We start from the raw sequence: 18,093 nt of genomic DNA on the forward strand, positions 1-18,093 counted from the left end.
ATGACGGATCAAAAACGTTTCTTCACCGAGACACCCAATGTACGACCTGCTCCGCCCACTGCTGTTCGCCTTGGATGCCGAGACCGCCCACGGCCTCACCCTGTACGGGCTCGATGTGGCCCACCGCAGCGAGCTGATGCGCTTCGTCGCCAAGCCTGTAGCCGAACTGCCGGTGGAAGCCTTCGGCATCCGCTTCCCGAACCCCGTGGGTCTTGCGGCCGGTCTCGACAAGAATGCCGACCACCTCGACGCGCTGGGCGCGCTGGGTTTCGGCTTCGTCGAGGTGGGCACGGTGACGCCGCGGCCCCAACTCGGCAACCCGAAGCCGCGGTTGTTCCGGCTGCCGCAGCACGAGGCCATCATCAACCGCATGGGCTTCAACAACGCGGGCGTGGATGCGCTGGTGCGCAACGTGGAGAAGTCCGGCTACCGCGGCGTGCTCGGCATCAACATCGGCAAGAACAAGGACACGCCGAACGAGCACGCGGTGGACGACTACCTGCTGTGCCTAGCCCGCGTCTACCGCCACGCCACCTACATCACGGTGAACATCTCCTCGCCGAACACGCAGGGCCTGCGCGACCTGCAGGAAGAAGCCACGCTGCGCCGCTTCGTCGCCACGCTGCGCGAGCGGCAGGAACAGCTCGGCTCGCAGAGCGGCACGCGCAAGCCGATGCTGCTGAAGATCGCGCCCGATCTCTCCGGACACGAGCAGGACGGCATCGCCGAGACCCTGCTCGCCACCGGCATCGACGGCGTGATCTGCACCAACACCACCATCGACCGCGCCCTGGTGGCGGATGACCCGCGCGGCCAGGAAACCGGCGGCCTGTCCGGCAAGCCGCTGTTCGCGCTTTCCACCGACGTGCTGCGCGGCATGCGCCGGCGCCTGGGCGAGCGCGTGCCCATCGTGGGCGTGGGCGGCATCCTCGACGGCAGCGATGCGGCGGAAAAGCTCGACGCCGGCGCCACGCTGGTGCAGCTCTACTCCGGCCTGATCTACCGCGGCCCGCACCTGATCGCCGAATGCGTGGACGAGATCCGCCGCCAACAGGGAACAACGCATGCCGCTTGAACGGATCGACATGGGCGGCTACACGCTCACAGAAAACGCCCCGCTCGCCAACCGCAACACGCTGCGCGTGAACGCGCGAGCGAAGCTGCTGGCCGAGCTGCGCGACGCCAGCAAGCTGCCCGAGCTGCTGGACTTCCCCGCCGTGCGCAACGCGCCGCTGCTGGTGCTGGGCGAAGGCAGCAACCTGCTGCTCGCCAGCGACTTCGACGGCACCGTGCTGGCGATGGAAACCCGTGGCGTGCAGGTGGAGCAGGACGGCGACGTCGCGCGCATCGCGGTGGCTGCCGGCGAACGCTGGGACGACTTCGTGCGCTGGTCGCTGGGCCAGGGCTACGCGGGGCTGGAAAACCTGATACTGATCCCCGGCACCGTGGGCGCCGCACCGATCCAGAACATCGGCGCCTACGGCACCGAGGTTGCCGAGTTCATCGAGAGCGTGGAAGCCTGGGACACGCACGAACGCCGCGTGGCCCAGCTCGACCGCGCCACCTGCGCCTTCGGCTACCGCGACTCGCTGTTCAAGCGCGAACCGGGCCGCTACATAGTCACCGCCGTGCGCTTCGCCCTGCACCGCTCGCGCGAACTCAGGCTCGACTATGCCGGCATCCGCGAGGAACTCGCGCGCATGGGCGTGGCCAAGCCCGCAGCTTTCCACGTCGCCGAAGCCGTGGTGCACCTGCGCACGCGCAAACTGCCCGACCCCGCAGTGATCGGCAACGCCGGCAGCTTCTTCAAAAATCCAATAATCGACGCCGCACAGGCCGAGGCGCTCAAGCGCGAACATCCCGAACTGCCCGTGTGGCCGCAGCCCGACGGCCGCAGCAAGCTCTCCGCCGCGTGGCTGATCGAAGCCGCCGGCCTCAAGGGCCAACGCGAGGGCGACGCCGGCATCTCCAACCGCCATGCCCTGGTGCTGGTGAACCATGGCCACGCCAGCGGCGGCGAACTCTGGGCCTTCGCGCAACAGGTGATCACCGCCGTGCACGCGAAGTTCGGCGTTCGGCTGGAGCCGGAGCCGGTAGTGCTCGGAACACGCTGAGCAATCCCGACCGTCATCCCGGCGTAGGCCGGGATCCAGTAGCGACAAGGCCGATCCAGGCCACACCCTCACTGGATGACCAGCTTCGCTGTTGTGAAGCGCCTCCGGCCTATGCCGGAATGACGAACGGCAGGACTCGGTTACAAGAAAGACCTCATCCCTTCCTGGCCGGCCGCTCGATATCCGGCAGCAGCAACGCGCACACGCCGATCAGCGGCAGGTAGGCGCACAGTTGGTAGACATAACCGATGCCGTCGAGGTCGGCCAGCTTGCCCAGCACCGCGGCGCCGAGGCCACCCATGCCGAAGGCCAGGCCGTAGAACACGCCCGAGATCATGCCGATGCGGCCCGGCACCAGTTCCTGCGCGTAGACGATGATGGTGGTGAAGGCCGAGGCCAGCACCAGGCCGATCACCACGCTGAGCACGCCCGTCCAGAACAGGTTCGCATGCGGCAGCAGCAGGGTGAACGGCGCCACGCCAAGGATGGAGCCCAGGATCACCCACTTGCGCCCCACCCTGTCGCCCAGCGGGCCGCCGATCAGCACGCCCGCGGCCACCGAGGCCAGGAACACGAACAGGTGCACCTGCGCGTTCTGCACCGACACACCAAAGCTGTGCATCAGGTAGAAGGTGTAGTAGCTGCTGATGCTGGCGATGTAGAAATACTTGGAGAAGATCAGCACGGTGAGCAGCAGCAGCGAGGCCTTCACCATGCCAGGCGACAGTTCGCGCACCGGCGCACGGCGCGCACGCGACTTGCCGTGGCTGGCGTGATGGCGCGCGTACCAGTGCCCCACCTGCACCAGCACCGCGATCGCCAGCAGCGGCGCCAGCGCAAACCACGCCACGCTTTCGCGCCCATGCGGCACGATGATCCAGGCCGCCAGCAAGGGCCCCAGCGAGGCGCCGAAGTTGCCGCCCACCACGAACACCGACTGCGCCAACCCCGGGCGGCCGCCCGAAGCCATGCGCGCCACCCGCGAGGATTCGGGATGGAAGATCGACGAGCCGGTGCCCACCAGCGCCGCCGCCAGCAGCAGCACCGGGAAGTTCGGTGCGGTCGCCAGCAGCAGCAGCCCGCCCAGGGTGAAGCCCATGCCCGCGGCCAGCGAATACGGCATCGGCCGGCGATCGGTCGCCATGCCCACCAGCGGCTGCAGCAAGGAGGCGGTGACCTGATAGGTCAGCGTGATCAGGCCGACCTGGGCGAAGCTGAGGTCGAAACCGCTCTTCAGCAACGGATAGATCGCCAGGATCAGCGACTGGATCATGTCGTTGAGCAGGTGCGAGAAGCTGATCGCGCCCAGCACCGTGAACTGGGTGCGCTCTCCGGTGGTTGCCGGTGTCGGCGACGGAATGGCCGGGCTCAGTGGAACGGCATCGACACGGGTCTGCATGGGGGAGTTCGCCTGGGATCTCGGGGAAAGATCGCGGCAGAGCGCCATTGCATTCGCCGCGACGCACACGATAATGCGTTGGCCCAAGGCCCGCATGCGCCGTCGGGTCAAATCTTGTCGAATCTGGGCCACGCATGAGACATACCCGCGTCGATGCCTACGAAAATGCGCCACGCGACATCGTGGCCACCGGCAACGATTACCCCGCCGGTCACGTGCTGCCCGCACACGCGCACAAGCGCGGCCAACTGCTTTATGCCTCCAGCGGCGTGGTCAGCGCGGTAACCGATCGCGGCAGCTGGGTGGTGCCGCCGCGGCGCGCGCTGTGGCTACCGCCGGGCGTGCCACACGAGGTGCACATGAGCGGCGAGGTTTCCACGCGCAGCGTTTACGTGCGACGCGAGGCCGCTGACGCCGCTGGCCTGCCCGCATTCTGCCAGGTGATCGAAGTATCGCCGCTGCTGCACGCGCTGTTGCTGGAGGCAGTGGACGTGCCGCTGGAATACGCATTGGACAGTCGCGACGGCCGCGTGATGGCCTTGTTGCTGGACGAAATCCGCGCGATGCCCGCGCTGCCGCTCAACACGCCGCTGCCCGACGAACCGCGCCTGCGCAAACTATGCCGTTCCCTGCTCGCCGCACCCGCACTGGAAATCGACGTGGATGCGATGGCACACAAGGCCGGCATGAGCCGGCGCCATTTCACCAGGTTATTCCGCCGGCAGACCGGCATGAGTTTCGCCGCTTGGCGCCAGCAGGCCTGCCTGCTCGCCGCGCTGACCCGGCTCGGCGCCGGCGAAGCGGTCACCACCGTCGCCATCGAACTGGGCTACGCCAGCCCCAGTGCGTTCAGCGCCGCGTTCCGCCGCACGCTCGGTGCGCCGCCCAGCCGGTATCTGGCGGAGCTAGGTGCGCATCGGCTGCGGGAAGGCATCACGCATGCATGACCTAGCTTTGATACTTGATCGCAGCGCGCCGAAAACGGCTACGGCGGAGCCGGCCCTGACCAACGGTCGCTATTAGCTGACGAACGGCACACAAACGCCCATCCTTACCACCGATAATCGTCGCTGCATACGCTGCGTCGGCACTCCGCCGCGCATCCAGGGGGAAACATGCGAAGCCCAACACGCCAGCGTGGCGTCTCGCTGATCGAAGTGCTGGTGGCCGTGATGATCTTCACCATCGGCTTGCTTGGGCTGGCCGGCCTGCTCATCATGGCCACACGCTCCAACCAGGCAGCCTACCTGCGCACGCAGGTCGTCTTCCTGGCCCACAATATGGCCGACCGCATGAGCGCAAACCCCGTGGCCGTATGGGACGGCAGCTACAACAGCGACAGCTATCCCACCGCCACCTCGGTCACCACGAACTGCGACCTGACCACGTCCTGCACCCCGGACGATCTGGCGGCGCACGACATGCAGACGTGGAGCACCCAACTCAACACGTTCCTGCCGAATGCGACGGCCACCATCAAGTGCGACGGTGGCAGTGCAGGTTTCAGCCCCAGCAGCGCCGAGTACGGCATGCGCCCGCCCTATGGCGGTAACTGCAAGATGACCATCAGTTGGGCGGAACGCGGCACCGGCGACTCAAGCAACATCACCGCTACTCAGACCAAATTCACCTGGAATTTTCAACCGTGATGCCGCGCCCCCTCCATCGTGCCGGGCAAGCCGGCCTCTCGCTGATCGAACTGATGATCGCCATGGTGCTGGGCCTGCTGGTGGCCGCCGGCATCATCAGCGTGTTCCTCTCCACTTCGAGCAGCAACAAGGTGCAGACCCAGCTCGCGACGCTGCAGGAAACCGGACGCTTCGTCGCCAGCCGCATGAGCGACGACCTGCGCATGGCCAACGGCCAGTACTGCACCAATACCGGCGGCGTCGCCACGCCCATCGCCACCAGCGGCGGCACCTACCTCGATGGCCTGCGCGCACCCACGGTGTACGCGAAGAACCTCACCGGCGCCATGTACGACGTCACCACTCCCATGGGCGGCAAGAGCGGCGGCAACACTTATCCGTCCGCCCCAAGCAACCTGTATGCCCTTCCCTCGTTTCTCTCGATGCGCGGCTACGACTGCACCACCACCGCCTGCACGCCCATCGACCCGTCCAGCGCTCTCTCCGCCATTCCCCCGATGGGTACCTCGGTGAATGACCGCGTACCCGGCACTGCCGTACTCACCGTGCGCTATATCAACCCCTCCCGCGGATGGGCGATCGGCCGCACGGGCTACAGCTACATCACTCCCGCCGTCGCCGGCAGCGCCTCTTCGGTGAGCAGCATCACCATCGCTCCCGACACCAGTGTCGGCGAGCCGCCTGCTAGCGACTTCAAGTCCGGCGACCTGGCGATGCTGGCCGACTGCTCGAATGCGCAGATCTTCGCCGTGGACGACTCCAGCGACACCCTCAGCCCGGACACCTCGAGCAACAATGGCACGCCCTCGCTGCAACAGCCTTCGTCGGCTCCGCGGCTGTTCGATTTCAACCGTGATTTCCAGACCGTCACGTACTACGTGAAACTGGTACACCTCAACAATAACGATGCTGCCCCCCTGACAGGTGCACTGTTTCGCAGGGTCAATGGCGGCGATGAGAATCATGGCGGCTCCGACGAGGAGATCGCCCAAGGCGTCGAACGCCTTGACTTCAAATACGGCGTGGAAGACGCCAACGGCATGACCAGTTTCCTCACTGCCGCGCAGGTGGACTCCAACGCCGTAGCCTGCCCGCAGGCCGCACCCAATCCGCTGAGCACCAGCTCCGACCCGGGATGCCTGTGGCGCGCGGTGAAAAGCATCGAGATGAACATCCTGGTGGATGGCCAGCAGCCTCTCTACACGCTGACCAACAGCGACATGAGCTACGCCTACACCGTGGATGATAGCGATACGCCCACCCCGCCGACCAATTCTTCCCACAAAATCAAGCCCACCGACCAGGGCTTCGTCAACCAGATGCTGCGGCGCCAGTTCAGCGTGCTCATCTCGGTGCGCAACTACAACCCGTGATCGCCAGGAAAGAGCCATGACCGCCCCGTTCCGCCGTCGCGCATCCATCCGGCGCATACCACGCGCACAGCGCGGTGCCGTACTCATCGTTGCGCTGATCTTCCTGTTGCTGCTTACCCTGCTCGCCCTCAGCGCCACCGGACGCTCGCTGTTGCAGGAGCGCATGGCCGGCGGCATGCGCAATGCGCAACAGGCGCAAATGAGCGCACAAACCGCATTGCGCGGCGCCGAATGGACGCTGTGGATGAACACCACCAACCTTGTCGGCACGCCCCTGCTGTGCGGCAGCGGCGTGCTTGCCGGCAGTTGCTACAAGTACGACCCGACCAACACGGCACTCTATGGCAAGAACGGCACGGTCACCCAGTTCCGCCATGGTCAGGGCTGGATCACCAGCGGCGCCACCACCTACAAGGGGCCATCCGGCAGCGTGGACTACACCGCACAGTCCGACAACGCCAAACTGGCAGAAAACCCGGTGTACATGATCGAAGATCTCGGCGTGGAGCTGCCGGCCGGCATCAGCAGCGGCCTGCACGAAAGCGGCGCCACCGGCCCTACCAGCGGCGGCTACACCAGCACCACCCGTCACGTTTACCGCATCACCGCCCGCGCGACGGGCGGCAGCCCCAACACCGTGCGTGTGCTGCAAAGCACGTTCGCCGCCAAAGGCAACTGAGCCGGAGCCACGAGCCATGACCCGCCATCGCTTCCTGCGCGAACGCGCACGCTCCTTCATCCCTGCCCTGCTGCTGACCCTGGCTGGCGGCACCGGCGCCGTGATTCCAGTACAAGCCACGCCATCCTCGCTGCCGAGCGTCGCTGCGCTGTCTACGGCCGCAACTCCTGCCAGCAGCAGCTCCACGACCACGGTAGCCACTGCCTCCACCGCTGCACTTGCCGGCGAAGTGCAGCTCAGCAACACGCCACCGAACCAGACACAATCGGTGCCGCCGAACATCGTGATGACCTTCGACGACTCCGGATCGATGTCGTGGAACAAGCTCAGCGATCAGCCGCCCTGGACGACCGACCTCAACGGCAACCTATTGAGCGGCCTGCCGGACTGGAACGGCGGCCCGTGGCGCTGCGCCAATGTGATCGATCCGGCCTACTCGTCAGGCATCCGCGCCCACGCCATGAACGGCGTGTACTACAACCCGAACATCATCTACACGCCACCGGTCAATGCCGACGGCACCTCTTTCGACTCAGCCGATAAAAAGCTTCTTGCGGTGTGGTACGACGGCATTGCCGTCAATCGGCCGCTGAACCCGGTAACGCCCAACACCAACGCAGGCTATTACAACAACCCCAACCTCAACTCCAGTTACTCCAAGTACCTAGTCAACATAATGGGCACGAAGTCCGGCAGCACCGACAATCGGTGGAAATGCGGCTACAGCTCCCTGCATGGCTCGGTTGGCAGCAGCCAGGACGATTACTGGAACAAGGCCAGTCCGATGGACGGCGCCTCGCATACCTTGAGCGACGGCAAGTCGTACACCTACCCGAATGGCGGCCCCTATTACTACCGCCTGAAAAAAAACGTGGCCATCGCGACGGACACGTACGGCAACCCCACCAGCGACGGACTGGCCGCGCTCTACACGGCCAGCAACTGGGAGGCGATACCGGTACCGCCCGAGCAGTACCAGAACTTCGCCAACTGGTTTGCGTATTACCGCACCCGCAACCAGATGGCTCGCACCTCCATCTCGCGCGTATTCGGCTCCGGCACCCTTGCGACCAAGATCAACGACCCGAACGGCTGGGATGATGGCGGCTTTGGCAGCACCATCCGCATGGCTTGGCAAAACCTTGACGACAGCACCTACAAGTTGGCATCCGGAACCATCATCAGCAGCCTGATCAACAAGAGCGCCTGCAACTCCCTCACCGCAGATCCGTCCAGCACCCAGCAGCCCAGCAATAGCACGACCATACCTTCCTGTTACCGCAGCGCGTTTTTCAACTGGATCTTCCAGGTACCGGCCAGCGGCGGTACGCCCACACGAAGCGCAATGGCTCGTGCGGGCACGTTCTTTACACGGGGCACCAACAGTACGGACGCCAGCACCCTGAGGGATCCCTACTGGCAGCCACCGGCCTCCGGCACAGGCGCAGGCAACGAACTGACCTGCCGGCAGAATTACCACATGCTGGTAACCGACGGCCTGTGGAACGGCGACAGCGATGGCCCGGCAACCAGCGATTTGACCCAGAGTTACCCCAAGGCAGGTTTGGAGCTACCCGACCATACAAAAATGCCGGATCCCACCACGGCAGGAGTGACCTCAATCTACAACCCTGTGGACGACGGCGGCGACAGCGGTTATGCCTCGCTGTCGGACATCGCATTCTATTACTGGGCGCACAACCTTCGTCCCGACCTCTATACCAAGGCCCAATCGACCGGCGGCTACGTGTCGCCGTACCTGCCCGACCAGACCACCAGCGTGTTCAACCTCTCCCCCTCTACGACCTCCGGAGCCACAATCGACAAGGATGTGACCAACATCAACCAGGAGATCTACTTCAACCCCAACAACGATCCGGCCACCTGGCCACACATGTCGGAGTACCTGGTCGGCTTGGGCGTCAGCGGCCAATTGAATTTCTCCACCAATACCAATTGCACCGATACCACGACGGCAAGTGCACAAGACGCCTGCGATCTGCGCAAGGGCAAGACGAACTCCTCCGGCGCGTCAACATGGCCGACACCCGATGGCAGCGGCAGCGGCATTGCCGCCAACATCGACGATACCTGGCATGCGGCACTGGCCGGGCGCGGCCAGTTCTTCAGCGCAGGCAACCCGCAGGATCTGATTACCCAGCTCAGCAACATCCTCAGCAGCATCTCGGCACATCAAGGCAACCCGACCACCAACGCGTTGAACACCAGCGTGCTGGTTCCCGGGGCGCTGGCGTTCACCACGGGCTACGAGAGCACCCACTGGACCGGCGTATTGAGCGCCGTGCAGGCCAATGCGGACGGCTCAGTGGGCACGACTCCGCTGTGGTACGGCAAAGACACTACACAGAAAGAGGATGCCGGCGCCCTGTTGACCGATCCGAGCATCACCGACCCCACTTTGCGGAACATCCTTACGTCCAAGGAAAACACCGACGGCAGCTTCGGTGGCGGCATACCGTTCGAGGCGTCCAGCGCCGCCAATTCGTTCGACGCCAACGCCCAGGCGGAGTTGATGCTGCCCGCACCCACCGACACCACCAACGACACCTTGGGCAATCGCATCGATTACCTGCGCGGCGTGCGTACGCAAGAACCAAAGGTGATGCGTGCGCGCACCAGCCTGCTGGGCGCGATCATCAATTCGCATGCGGTCTACGTGGGTTATCCCGCCAGCGGCTATACGGACAACTGGCCTTCCGGCTCACCGGAGGCCACCGCAGCGGCATCCGGCAACTCCGGCGACAACGGTACCTACGAACAGTTCGTGCAAAACCATATCGACCGCACACCGGTGGTCTACGTGGGCGCCAACGACGGCATGCTGCACGCGTTCAACGCCTCCGAGGATCTGAGCAGCGCTACCCCACCGACAGTCGAAGCGACCGCCCAGGCAGGGCGGGAAGTGTTCGCCTACGTGCCACGCTCCGTGTACGGCAACCTGGGCAATCTCACCCAGATCAATTTCACGTTCCAGCCCACGGTGGATGGCACGCCCGTGACCCACGACGTGTTCTTTCCCAGCAAGACCACCACGCCCGCGACCACGAGCATCGGCTGGCACACCATTCTGGTGGGCAACCTGCGCAACGGCGGTCGCGGCGTGTATGCGCTGGACATCACCGATCCCACCCAGGTGACCGAGTCGAACGCGGCCAAAAAGGTGCTGTGGGAGTTCAGCTCCGACACGCCGGCTCCCGGGAGCAGTTGCTATTCGAACTACGGCACTTGCAACCCGGCCGACCTCGGCTTCACCTACGGCCAGCCGAACATTGGCCGCCTCGCCAATGGCCATTGGGTGGTGCTGGTGCCGGGTGGTTACTTCCCGAACTGCAGCGCGGGCCCCTACAACGCCACCAATTGTCCGATGCCGGCCGGCGCCCCTACCGCAGGCAGCCCAGCGGTGGCCTTCAGTTCCTTGTTCGTATTGGATGCGCAGACCGGCGCGATGATCGCCGAGCTGAAGACGCCAACGAACATCTCCGGCGTCACCAGCTATGGCCTCGGCTCGCCGGTACTGGGCGACTACAATAACGACCAGATCGACGACATCGCCTTTGCGGGCGACCTCGCCGGCAACCTGTGGCGCTACGACCTCTCTTCCAGCACGGTTACGGATTGGTCGGTATCATTGGCTTACCAGCCCACCAAGCAAGGTTCGCAGCCCATCACGGTAATGCCGCGGCTGTTCCCCGATCCAGCCACCAACCGTTTCATCGTGGTTTTTGGCACAGGCAAGTATCTGGGCGCCAACGACAACACCACTGCCATCGATACGCAGGCTATCTATGGCATCCGCGACCTGCCCAACGATGGCAAAGTCAGCGGCACCAGCAACCTTGAACAGCAGACGATGGTGCAGGCCACCACCTCCAGCGGCGGCAACGTCAACATCGTCCGCGGCATGACCAACAACCCGGTAAGCGCCAGCCAGCAAGGTTGGTACATCAACCTCAGCGTCAAGGACTCCGGCGGCAATCTTCTGGACGCGGGCGAACGCGTGGTGGTGACCCCTGGCGCACTGTTCGACAGCAATCGCGTGGTGATCACCACCCTGATGCCGTCTAACAGCGACCCCTGCATAACATTCATCACCGGCGCACTGATGGTTCTCGATGCGGCCAACGGCGGATCCGGCGATGGCCTCACCAGCCCAGGCTATTCGTCATGGACTGGCACCAGTCCTTATCGCCTGGTGGGGGGCGTAGTCGATAATCCACCCACCAGCGGCACGGTGCCGGTGGCCACCGTGGTAGGCGGCGGCAGTCTGCTGACTCCCGGCGTCAACCTCACTGGTGGCGGCATGCTGACCATTCCCGATGCTGTGTGGCGCCGCCGTTCGTGGGGAGCGCTGGACAATGACCAATAAGCAGGAGCAAGCCATGACACGCGCACGCGGCTTCTCATTGATCGAACTGATGATCGTGGTGGCGATCATCGCCCTGATCGCAGCCTTCGCGATTCCGGCCTACGGCCGCTACGCCTATCGGGCACACCGAGCGGACGGCCAGAACCTGCTGCTCAACATCGCCACGGCCGAGGAGCGCTACTATTCCACCTTCAACAAATATGGTTCGCTCACCGACATCGGTTACAGCGCCAGTCCCGTGGCCTCGGACAAGCAGTACTACAACGGCACGGTCGTGATTCCCGCCGACAGCAGTTCGCAGTCCTTCACCGCCACGGCCACCCCGGTGGGTGCGCAGGTCGGGGACAACGCATGGTGCGGTGCGTTGACCCTCAACAATGCCGGGGTAAAGACCCCTGGGCCGGCCAGTGCCACCTCCAACTCCAACGGCAGCTGCTGGTGAAGACCATGGTTCGCACATCGAGAGCAACAGCCGGCTTCACGCTGGTCGAGCTGATGGTAACCCTGTCGGTGATGGCCATCCTGTTGGCCATCGCCGTACCCAGCTTCCGCGACACGATCCGTCGCAACCGAGTCAGCTCCGCCAACAACGCGCTGCTGTCCGCCCTTAGCTACGCCCGCTCCGAAGCCATCGACCGCGGTCAGTTGGTAACGCTGTGTCCCAGCGCAGACACCGTCAACTGCACCACTGGCGGTACCTCGTGGGGGGCGGGCTGGATGGTCTACAGCTATCCACCCGGCGCGGCCTCGTCCAATGCGGCTTACGCCACAGGCAACCTCCTGCTGCGTGCAGCCGCCGTACAAAGCGGCGTATCGATCTGGGCTGGCCAAACCACTTATCCCAGCTTCGGCCTGGAAGGCCAGCTCAGGCCTTCCAACACCACGCTGCGATACGTCACCTGTTTCACCGACAGCAGTGGAACCGCCAGCAACAGCACGGCCGTACCAGGCGTGGAGTTGGACGTGAACGGCTCGGGCACGATCACAAGCAAGCCCCTCGCCACTGGCGCATCCTGCTCGAGCTGACCAGAAGCCGGGACATCCGGCTCCCCGCTGTCCATCGCGCCTCCCAACGCGGATAATTGCCAGCCCCTGAATCAACGCGGCTGCACGATGTTCGTACCTGGTCAACGCTGGATCTCTACCGCCGAGCCGGAACTCGGCCTCGGCACCGTGCTGCGCGTCGAAGGGCGCGGCGTGCAGGTGCTGTTCGCCAAGGCCGGGGTGCTGCGGCCCTATGCGGTGGATTCCGCGCCGCTGGTCCGCGCGGAGTTCCGCGCCGGGCAGCGCGTGGCCGGCAAGGGCATCGCGTTCCTGGTCGAGCAGGTGGAGATCCGCGAGGATCTGCTGATCTACCGCGGCGAGGGCCGCGAGCTGCACGAAGGCCAGCTCGACGACGAACAGAGCGTGAGCCAGGCCGACGACCGCCTGATCGGCGGACGCACCGATCCCGTGGCGCAATTCGAGCTGCGCGTGGAAGGCCTGCGCCGCCGCGCCGAGGCGCGCCGCTCGCCGATGTGGGGGCTGGGCGCCGCCCGCGTGGGCCTGGTGCCGCACCAGTTGCGCGTGGCCGGCATCGCCGCCGCGCGCCGCCCGCCGCGCGTGCTGCTGGCGGACGAAGTGGGCCTGGGCAAGACCATCGAGGCGGGCATGATCGTGGCGCGCCAGCTCGCCACCGGCCGTGCCGCGCGCGTGCTGCTGCTGTTGCCCGACACCCTGGTCTACCAGTGGTTCGTGGAACTGCTGCGCCGCTTCAACCTCAGCTTCGCGATCTACGACGAGGAGCGCTGCGAGGCGCTGACGCAAGCCGACGAAGGCAAGCCCGCCGGCAACCCGTTCGAGGACGAACAGCTGGTGATCGCCGATTTCGGTTTCCTCGAAGCGAACCCTAAGCGCGCGCAGCAGTTGCTGGACGCGCCGTGGGATCTGCTGGTGGTGGACGAGGCGCACCACCTCGCGTGGACGCCGGAAGCCGCCAGCCCGCGCTACACCCTGGTGGAACAGCTCGCCGCGAAGACGCCCGGCGTGATCCTGCTCACCGCGACGCCAGAACAACTGGGCCGCAGCGGCCACTTCGCCCGCCTGCGCCTGCTCGATCCGCAGCGCTACCACGACCTCGACGCCTATCTCGCCGAAGCCGAGCGCTTCCAGCCGCTGTCGCAGGTGGCCGACAAGCTACTCGACGGCGAAGCGCTGGACGACGCCGAGCTTGCCATGCTGCGCGACGCCTTTGCCGGCGACGCGGCGCTCGAGGCGCGGCTCGCCACGCTGGCGTCTCCCCAGCGAAAGCTGGGGCCCAATGCCTCTGATGAAACTCCTGATGCAAGGATACTGGATGACTCGCTACGCTCGCCCCTACGGGGCCAGCCTTCGGCTGTTCAACGCTCGCAAGGCGAGCTTTTGTCCGGCCGGCGCCGGAATGACGAGCAAAGCGGCAGCGCTTCGATACGACCCGAACACGCGCGCGAGATCCTCGCCGCGCTGATCGACCGCCACGGCACCGGCCGCGCGATGTTCCGCAACCGCCGCGCCGGCATCGGCGGCTTCCCGCAGCGCGTGCCGCAGTGGCACGTACTGGATGCCGCCGGCCTCGACGAAGCCACGCGCCAGTCGCTGCTGGCCGAATTCCACGCCGACATCCAGCAGCCGTCGCCGGTGCTGGAACTGGACTACGCGAACGACCCGCGCCTCAACGCATTGGTGGAGCTGCTCGACGCCCATCCGCAGGACAAGTTCCTGCTGATCTGCCGCAGCCAGGCCAAGGTGCTGGCGCTGGAGGAAGCCCTGCGCACGCGCACCGGCGCGGGCATCGCGCGCTTCCACGAAGGCTTGGGCATCGTGCAGCGCGACCGCAACGCGGCCTACTTCGCCCAGCCCGACGGCGCGCGCCTGCTGCTGTGCTCGGAGATCGGTTCGGAAGGCCGCAACTTCCAGTTCGCGCATCGTCTGGTGCTGTGGGATCTGCCGCTCGACCCCGACCTGCTGGAACAGCGCATCGGCCGCCTCGACCGCATCGGCCAGAGCCACGACATCAGCATCCACGTGCTGGCCGTGGCCGACAGCGCGCAGCACGTGCTGGCACGCTGGTACGACGAAGGCGTGGACGCGTTCCGCCAGAGCCCGGCCGACGGCCGCGAACTGCTGCGCCGCTACGGCGACACGCTGGCGCAACTGGCCGACCAGCATGCACGCGGCGACGACGGCCGCGACCAGGAGCTGGACGTGCTGCTCGCCGAGACGCGCGCCGCGCACGAGCAGATGGCGGAACTGATCCGCGCCGGCCGCGACCACCTGCTGGAACTGGCGGCCAGCCGCGATCCCCACGCCGAGGAACTGGGCCAGGCGTTCCGCCGCGAGGACGAAGACCCCGCGCGCGACGCCTTCGTGCAGCGCCTGCTGGAAGGCTACGGCATCCACTCGGAGGAACTGGGCGGCAAGGTGCTGCTGCTCGACCCGCAGTACCTCTCCACCGACGCCCTGCCCGGCTTCGCCGAGGGGCCGCAGTCGGCCACCTTCAGCCGCGCGGTGGCGCTGGCGCGCGAGGATCTGCCGCTGTTGCGGCTGGATCACCCGATGGTCGCCGGCGCGCTGGATCTCGCGCTCTCCGGCGAACAGGGCAACGCCGCCTTCATGGTGGACGACGCGCTGCCGCCGCGCAGCGCGCTGCTGCAGGCGGTGTTCGTGCTGGAATGCGTGGCCGACCGCAAGCTGGACGCGGAGCGCTTCCTGCCCGCACTGCCGATCGCCGTCGCCATCGACACCCGGCTCGCCGAGCGCGCGGATTTCCAGCCCAGCGACATCGCGCTGCGCAAGGCCGCCGACCGCAACATCGAGGTGCCGCGCTACCGCAAGTTCCTCGCCAAGCTGGTGCCTCCGATGCTGGAGAAGGCCGAGGCCACCGCCCGCGCCCGCGCGCAGGCGACCATCGACGCCGCCACCGCCGAAGCGGCCGGAACGCTGGATGCGGAACTGTCGCGACTGCAGGCGCTGCGCGCGGTGAACCCATCGATCAGCGTCGCGGAAATCGCCACCCTCGCCGCCGAGCGCGAGGCCTTGCTGACTGCCCTGCCGCAATCGCGCTTGCGGCTGGATGCGGTGCGCTTCGTGGTGAGCGCGGATTTCCTGGCGCTGCGCTGACGATTGATCCTTTGCTTGTCATCCCGGCGCAGGCCGGGATCCAGTATCCGTATCGCTTGAATGAGCGTGATCGCCACTGGATCCCGGCCTGCGCCGGGATGACGAGCAGAATCAGGTCATGCTCAGCCCTTCATCGCCCGCGCGTGCCAGGCGATGTGCTCGCCGATGAAGCTGGCCACGAAGTAGTAGCTGTGGTCGTAGCCCGGATGCAGGCGCAGGGTGAGTGGATGGTTCGCCTTTGCGCACGCTTCGCGCAGCAGCTCCGGCTTGAGCTGCGTGGCGAGGAATTCGTCGGCTTCGCCCTGATCCACCAGCAGCGGCAGCCGCTCGCTCGTCGTCTTCAGCAGTTCGGTGGCGTCGTAGCGCGCCCAGTCCGCGCGATCCGGCCCGAGGTAGGCGGTGAACGCCTTCTCGCCCCAGGGTACCCGCGCAGGAGTAACGATGGGCGCGAACGCCGACACGCTGCGGTAGCGCCCCGGTTGGCGCAGCGCGATCGTCAGCGCACCGTGGCCGCCCATCGAATGCCCGCTGATGCCGCGTGCGCCGTTGGCCGGGAACGAAGCCTCGACCAGCGCGGGCAACTCCTCCGCCACGTAGTCGTGCATGCGGTAATGCGCGGCCCACGGCTGCTCGGTGGCATTGAGGTAGAAACCCGCACCTTGGCCCAGGTCGTAGGCCGGATCGTCCGCCACGCCTTCGCCGCGCGGGCTGGTGTCCGGTGCCACCACGATCACGCCATGCTCGGCGGCGTAGCGCTGCGCGCCGGCCTTGGCAATGAAGTTCTGTTCCGTGCAGGTGAGGCCCGACAGCCAGTACAGCACCGGCAGCCGTTCCGTCTCCGCCTGCGGCGGCAGATAGACGGCGAAGTTCATCGCGCAACCCAGCACGGCCGAGTCGTGCCGGTACACGTCCTGCCAACCGCCGAAACAGGCGCGGTGTTCGATGCGTTCGAGGTTCACGTCGGATCTCCCTGGCTTTCCCTTCTCCCTCCGGGAGACAAATCGGCAGGAAAGCCGATTTACGCGGCGAAAGCCGCCGCATGGTGAGGCACATGGATGTGCCGAATGAAGGTGCCCACCTGCAGGTGCAGGATGCACCTGCGGAACAGCGAAGCTGGCCCCACAGGGGCGAGCGCCAGGATGGCGCGAGTAAAGGGTGGATGAGGGCGCGGTCGAAGCGCAACACTCCAACCGCACTCTCACCCCTAACCCCTCTCCCGAGAGGAGAGAGGCTCGCTGTCAGTAGTGGATCACCGAGCGGATCGACTTGCCTTCGTGCATCAGCTCGAAGGCTTCGTTGATCCGTTCCAGACCCATGGCGTGGGTGACGAACGGCGCCAGCTCGATCTCGCCCTTCATCGCCTCCTCGACCATGCCGGGCAGCTGGCTGCGCCCCTTCACGCCGCCGAACGCGGTGCCCATCCACTTGCGGCCGGTGACCAGTTGGAACGGCCGCGTGGAGATTTCCTGGCCCGCGCCGGCCACGCCGATGATCACGCTCTGGCCCCAGCCGCGGTGCGCGCACTCCAGCGCCGCGCGCATCACGTTGACGTTGCCGATGCACTCGAAGCTGTGATCCACGCCCCAGCCGGTCATCTCCACGATCACCTGCTGGATCGGCTTGTCATGCTCCTTCGGGTTGACGCAATCGGTGGCGCCCATCGAGCGTGCCAGCTCGAACTTGGCCGGGTTGGTGTCGACCGCGATGATGCGGCCCGCCTTCGCCTGGCGCGCGCCCTGCACCACCGCGAGGCCGATGCCGCCTAGGCCAAACACCGCCACGCTGTCGCCCTCCTGCACCTTCGCGGTGTTGTGCACCGCGCCGATGCCGGTGGTGACGCCGCAGCCCAGCAGGCAGACCTGCTCGTGATCCGCCTGCGGGTTGATCTTCGCCAGCGATACTTCCGCGACCACGGTGTATTCGCTGAAGGTCGAACAGCCCATGTAGTGGTGGATCGGCTGGCCGTTGTAGGAGAAGCGCGTGGTACCGTCCGGCATCACGCCCTTGCCCTGGGTGGCGCGCACGGCCACGCACAGGTTGGTCTTGCCGCTCTTGCAGAACAGGCATTCGCCGCACTCGGCGGTGTACAGCGGGATCACGTGGTCGCCCGGCTTTACCGAGGTGACGCCCTCGCCCACTTCCACCACCACGCCCGCACCTTCATGGCCGAGCACGCAGGGGAACAGGCCCTCCGGGTCGTCGCCGGACAGCGTGAACGCATCAGTGTGGCAGACGCCGGTGTGGCTGATCTTCACCAGCACCTCGCCCTGCTTCGGCGGGGCTACGTCGATCTCGACGATCTCCAGCGGCTTGCCGGGGGCGAAGGCGACGGCGGCACGGGATTTCATGGCGGTG

Annotated in this window: 13 protein-coding genes; 10 read left to right on the forward strand and 3 right to left on the reverse strand. The window is 66.0% G+C overall.

Annotation, left to right across the window (positions count from 1 at the left end):
- Positions 1 to 37 precede the first annotated feature (37 nt).
- Both ACZ5Z2_RS12170 and murB read left to right on the forward strand, forming a co-directional pair.
- A complete protein-coding gene (locus ACZ5Z2_RS12170; RefSeq protein WP_464758852.1) occupies positions 38 to 1,075 on the forward strand; it encodes a quinone-dependent dihydroorotate dehydrogenase in 1,038 nt (345 codons plus the stop codon).
- A gap of 10 nt (positions 1,076 to 1,085) precedes the next feature.
- On the forward strand, positions 1,086 to 2,114 hold the full coding sequence (murB, locus tag ACZ5Z2_RS12175) for a UDP-N-acetylmuramate dehydrogenase (protein WP_464761703.1): 1,029 nt from the start codon (positions 1,086 to 1,088) through the stop codon (positions 2,112 to 2,114).
- Positions 2,115 to 2,268: 154 nt separating this feature from the next.
- Here the strand turns inward: murB and ACZ5Z2_RS12180 are convergent, their stop codons facing one another.
- On the reverse strand, positions 2,269 to 3,513 hold the full coding sequence (locus ACZ5Z2_RS12180) for an MFS transporter (protein ID WP_464758853.1): 1,245 nt from the start codon (positions 3,511 to 3,513) through the stop codon (positions 2,269 to 2,271).
- A 134-nt stretch (positions 3,514 to 3,647) separates the two neighbouring features.
- Here ACZ5Z2_RS12180 and ACZ5Z2_RS12185 point away from each other — a divergent pair, with 134 nt between their 5' ends.
- The 8 genes from ACZ5Z2_RS12185 to ACZ5Z2_RS12220 all read left to right on the forward strand — a co-directional run bounded on the left by ACZ5Z2_RS12185 (position 3,648) and on the right by ACZ5Z2_RS12220 (position 15,738).
- Positions 3,648 to 4,460 (forward strand): AraC family transcriptional regulator, encoded by an 813-nt coding sequence (locus tag ACZ5Z2_RS12185; RefSeq protein WP_464758854.1) that lies wholly within the window; start codon positions 3,648 to 3,650, stop codon positions 4,458 to 4,460.
- Between the two features lie 168 nt (positions 4,461 to 4,628).
- On the forward strand, positions 4,629 to 5,162 hold the full coding sequence (gene pilV, locus ACZ5Z2_RS12190) for a type IV pilus modification protein PilV (protein WP_464758855.1): 534 nt from the start codon (positions 4,629 to 4,631) through the stop codon (positions 5,160 to 5,162).
- On the forward strand, positions 5,162 to 6,535 hold the full coding sequence (locus tag ACZ5Z2_RS12195) for a PilW family protein (protein WP_464758856.1): 1,374 nt from the start codon (positions 5,162 to 5,164) through the stop codon (positions 6,533 to 6,535). Before pilV ends, ACZ5Z2_RS12195 begins: the two co-directional genes overlap by 1 nt.
- A 16-nt stretch (positions 6,536 to 6,551) precedes the next feature.
- The gene (locus ACZ5Z2_RS12200) at positions 6,552 to 7,214 is read left to right on the forward strand and encodes a pilus assembly PilX family protein (protein WP_464758857.1); all 663 of its coding nucleotides are present in this window, start codon (positions 6,552 to 6,554) and stop codon (positions 7,212 to 7,214) included.
- Between the two features lie 16 nt (positions 7,215 to 7,230).
- On the forward strand, positions 7,231 to 11,601 hold the full coding sequence (locus ACZ5Z2_RS12205) for a pilus assembly protein (protein WP_464758858.1): 4,371 nt from the start codon (positions 7,231 to 7,233) through the stop codon (positions 11,599 to 11,601).
- A gap of 13 nt (positions 11,602 to 11,614) precedes the next feature.
- Positions 11,615 to 12,043, forward strand: a complete 429-nt coding sequence (locus ACZ5Z2_RS12210; RefSeq protein ID WP_464758859.1) for a type IV pilin protein — start codon at positions 11,615 to 11,617, stop codon at positions 12,041 to 12,043.
- A 5-nt stretch (positions 12,044 to 12,048) separates the two neighbouring features.
- Positions 12,049 to 12,627 carry a GspH/FimT family pseudopilin gene (locus ACZ5Z2_RS12215; protein WP_464761704.1) on the forward strand — a complete coding sequence of 193 codons (579 nt, stop codon included), beginning with the start codon at positions 12,049 to 12,051 and terminating at the stop codon, positions 12,625 to 12,627.
- A gap of 87 nt (positions 12,628 to 12,714) precedes the next feature.
- Positions 12,715 to 15,738 carry a helicase-related protein gene (locus tag ACZ5Z2_RS12220; protein ID WP_464758860.1) on the forward strand — a complete coding sequence of 1,008 codons (3,024 nt, stop codon included), beginning with the start codon at positions 12,715 to 12,717 and terminating at the stop codon, positions 15,736 to 15,738.
- Between the two features lie 122 nt (positions 15,739 to 15,860).
- On the opposite strand, the gene fghA is transcribed toward ACZ5Z2_RS12220, so the two are convergent.
- Both fghA and ACZ5Z2_RS12230 read right to left on the reverse strand, forming a co-directional pair.
- Entirely contained in the window at positions 15,861 to 16,697 is an 837-nt protein-coding gene (gene fghA / locus ACZ5Z2_RS12225) for an S-formylglutathione hydrolase (RefSeq protein ID WP_464758861.1), read from the reverse strand.
- Between the two features lie 279 nt (positions 16,698 to 16,976).
- Positions 16,977 to 18,086, reverse strand: a complete 1,110-nt coding sequence (locus ACZ5Z2_RS12230; RefSeq protein WP_464758862.1) for an S-(hydroxymethyl)glutathione dehydrogenase/class III alcohol dehydrogenase — start codon at positions 18,084 to 18,086, stop codon at positions 16,977 to 16,979.
- Positions 18,087 to 18,093 lie beyond the last annotated feature (7 nt).

Source organism: Rhodanobacter sp. G1, assembly GCF_055397855.1.

Excerpts from the sequence above, each read along its gene's own strand:
- ACZ5Z2_RS12170 (WP_464758852.1), top strand. The coding sequence starts at position 38 with ATGTACGACCTGCTCCGCCCACTGCTGTTCGCCTTGGATGCCGAGACC.
- murB (WP_464761703.1), top strand. The coding sequence starts at position 1,086 with ATGGGCGGCTACACGCTCACAGAAAACGCCCCGCTCGCCAACCGCAAC.
- ACZ5Z2_RS12180 (WP_464758853.1), bottom strand. The coding sequence starts at position 3,513 with ATGCAGACCCGTGTCGATGCCGTTCCACTGAGCCCGGCCATTCCGTCG.
- ACZ5Z2_RS12185 (WP_464758854.1), top strand. The coding sequence starts at position 3,648 with ATGAGACATACCCGCGTCGATGCCTACGAAAATGCGCCACGCGACATC.
- pilV (WP_464758855.1), top strand. The coding sequence starts at position 4,629 with ATGCGAAGCCCAACACGCCAGCGTGGCGTCTCGCTGATCGAAGTGCTG.
- ACZ5Z2_RS12195 (WP_464758856.1), top strand. The coding sequence starts at position 5,162 with ATGCCGCGCCCCCTCCATCGTGCCGGGCAAGCCGGCCTCTCGCTGATC.
- ACZ5Z2_RS12200 (WP_464758857.1), top strand. The coding sequence starts at position 6,552 with ATGACCGCCCCGTTCCGCCGTCGCGCATCCATCCGGCGCATACCACGC.
- ACZ5Z2_RS12205 (WP_464758858.1), top strand. The coding sequence starts at position 7,231 with ATGACCCGCCATCGCTTCCTGCGCGAACGCGCACGCTCCTTCATCCCT.
- ACZ5Z2_RS12210 (WP_464758859.1), top strand. The coding sequence starts at position 11,615 with ATGACACGCGCACGCGGCTTCTCATTGATCGAACTGATGATCGTGGTG.
- ACZ5Z2_RS12215 (WP_464761704.1), top strand. The coding sequence starts at position 12,049 with ATGGTTCGCACATCGAGAGCAACAGCCGGCTTCACGCTGGTCGAGCTG.
- ACZ5Z2_RS12220 (WP_464758860.1), top strand. The coding sequence starts at position 12,715 with ATGTTCGTACCTGGTCAACGCTGGATCTCTACCGCCGAGCCGGAACTC.
- ACZ5Z2_RS12230 (WP_464758862.1), bottom strand. The coding sequence starts at position 18,086 with ATGAAATCCCGTGCCGCCGTCGCCTTCGCCCCCGGCAAGCCGCTGGAG.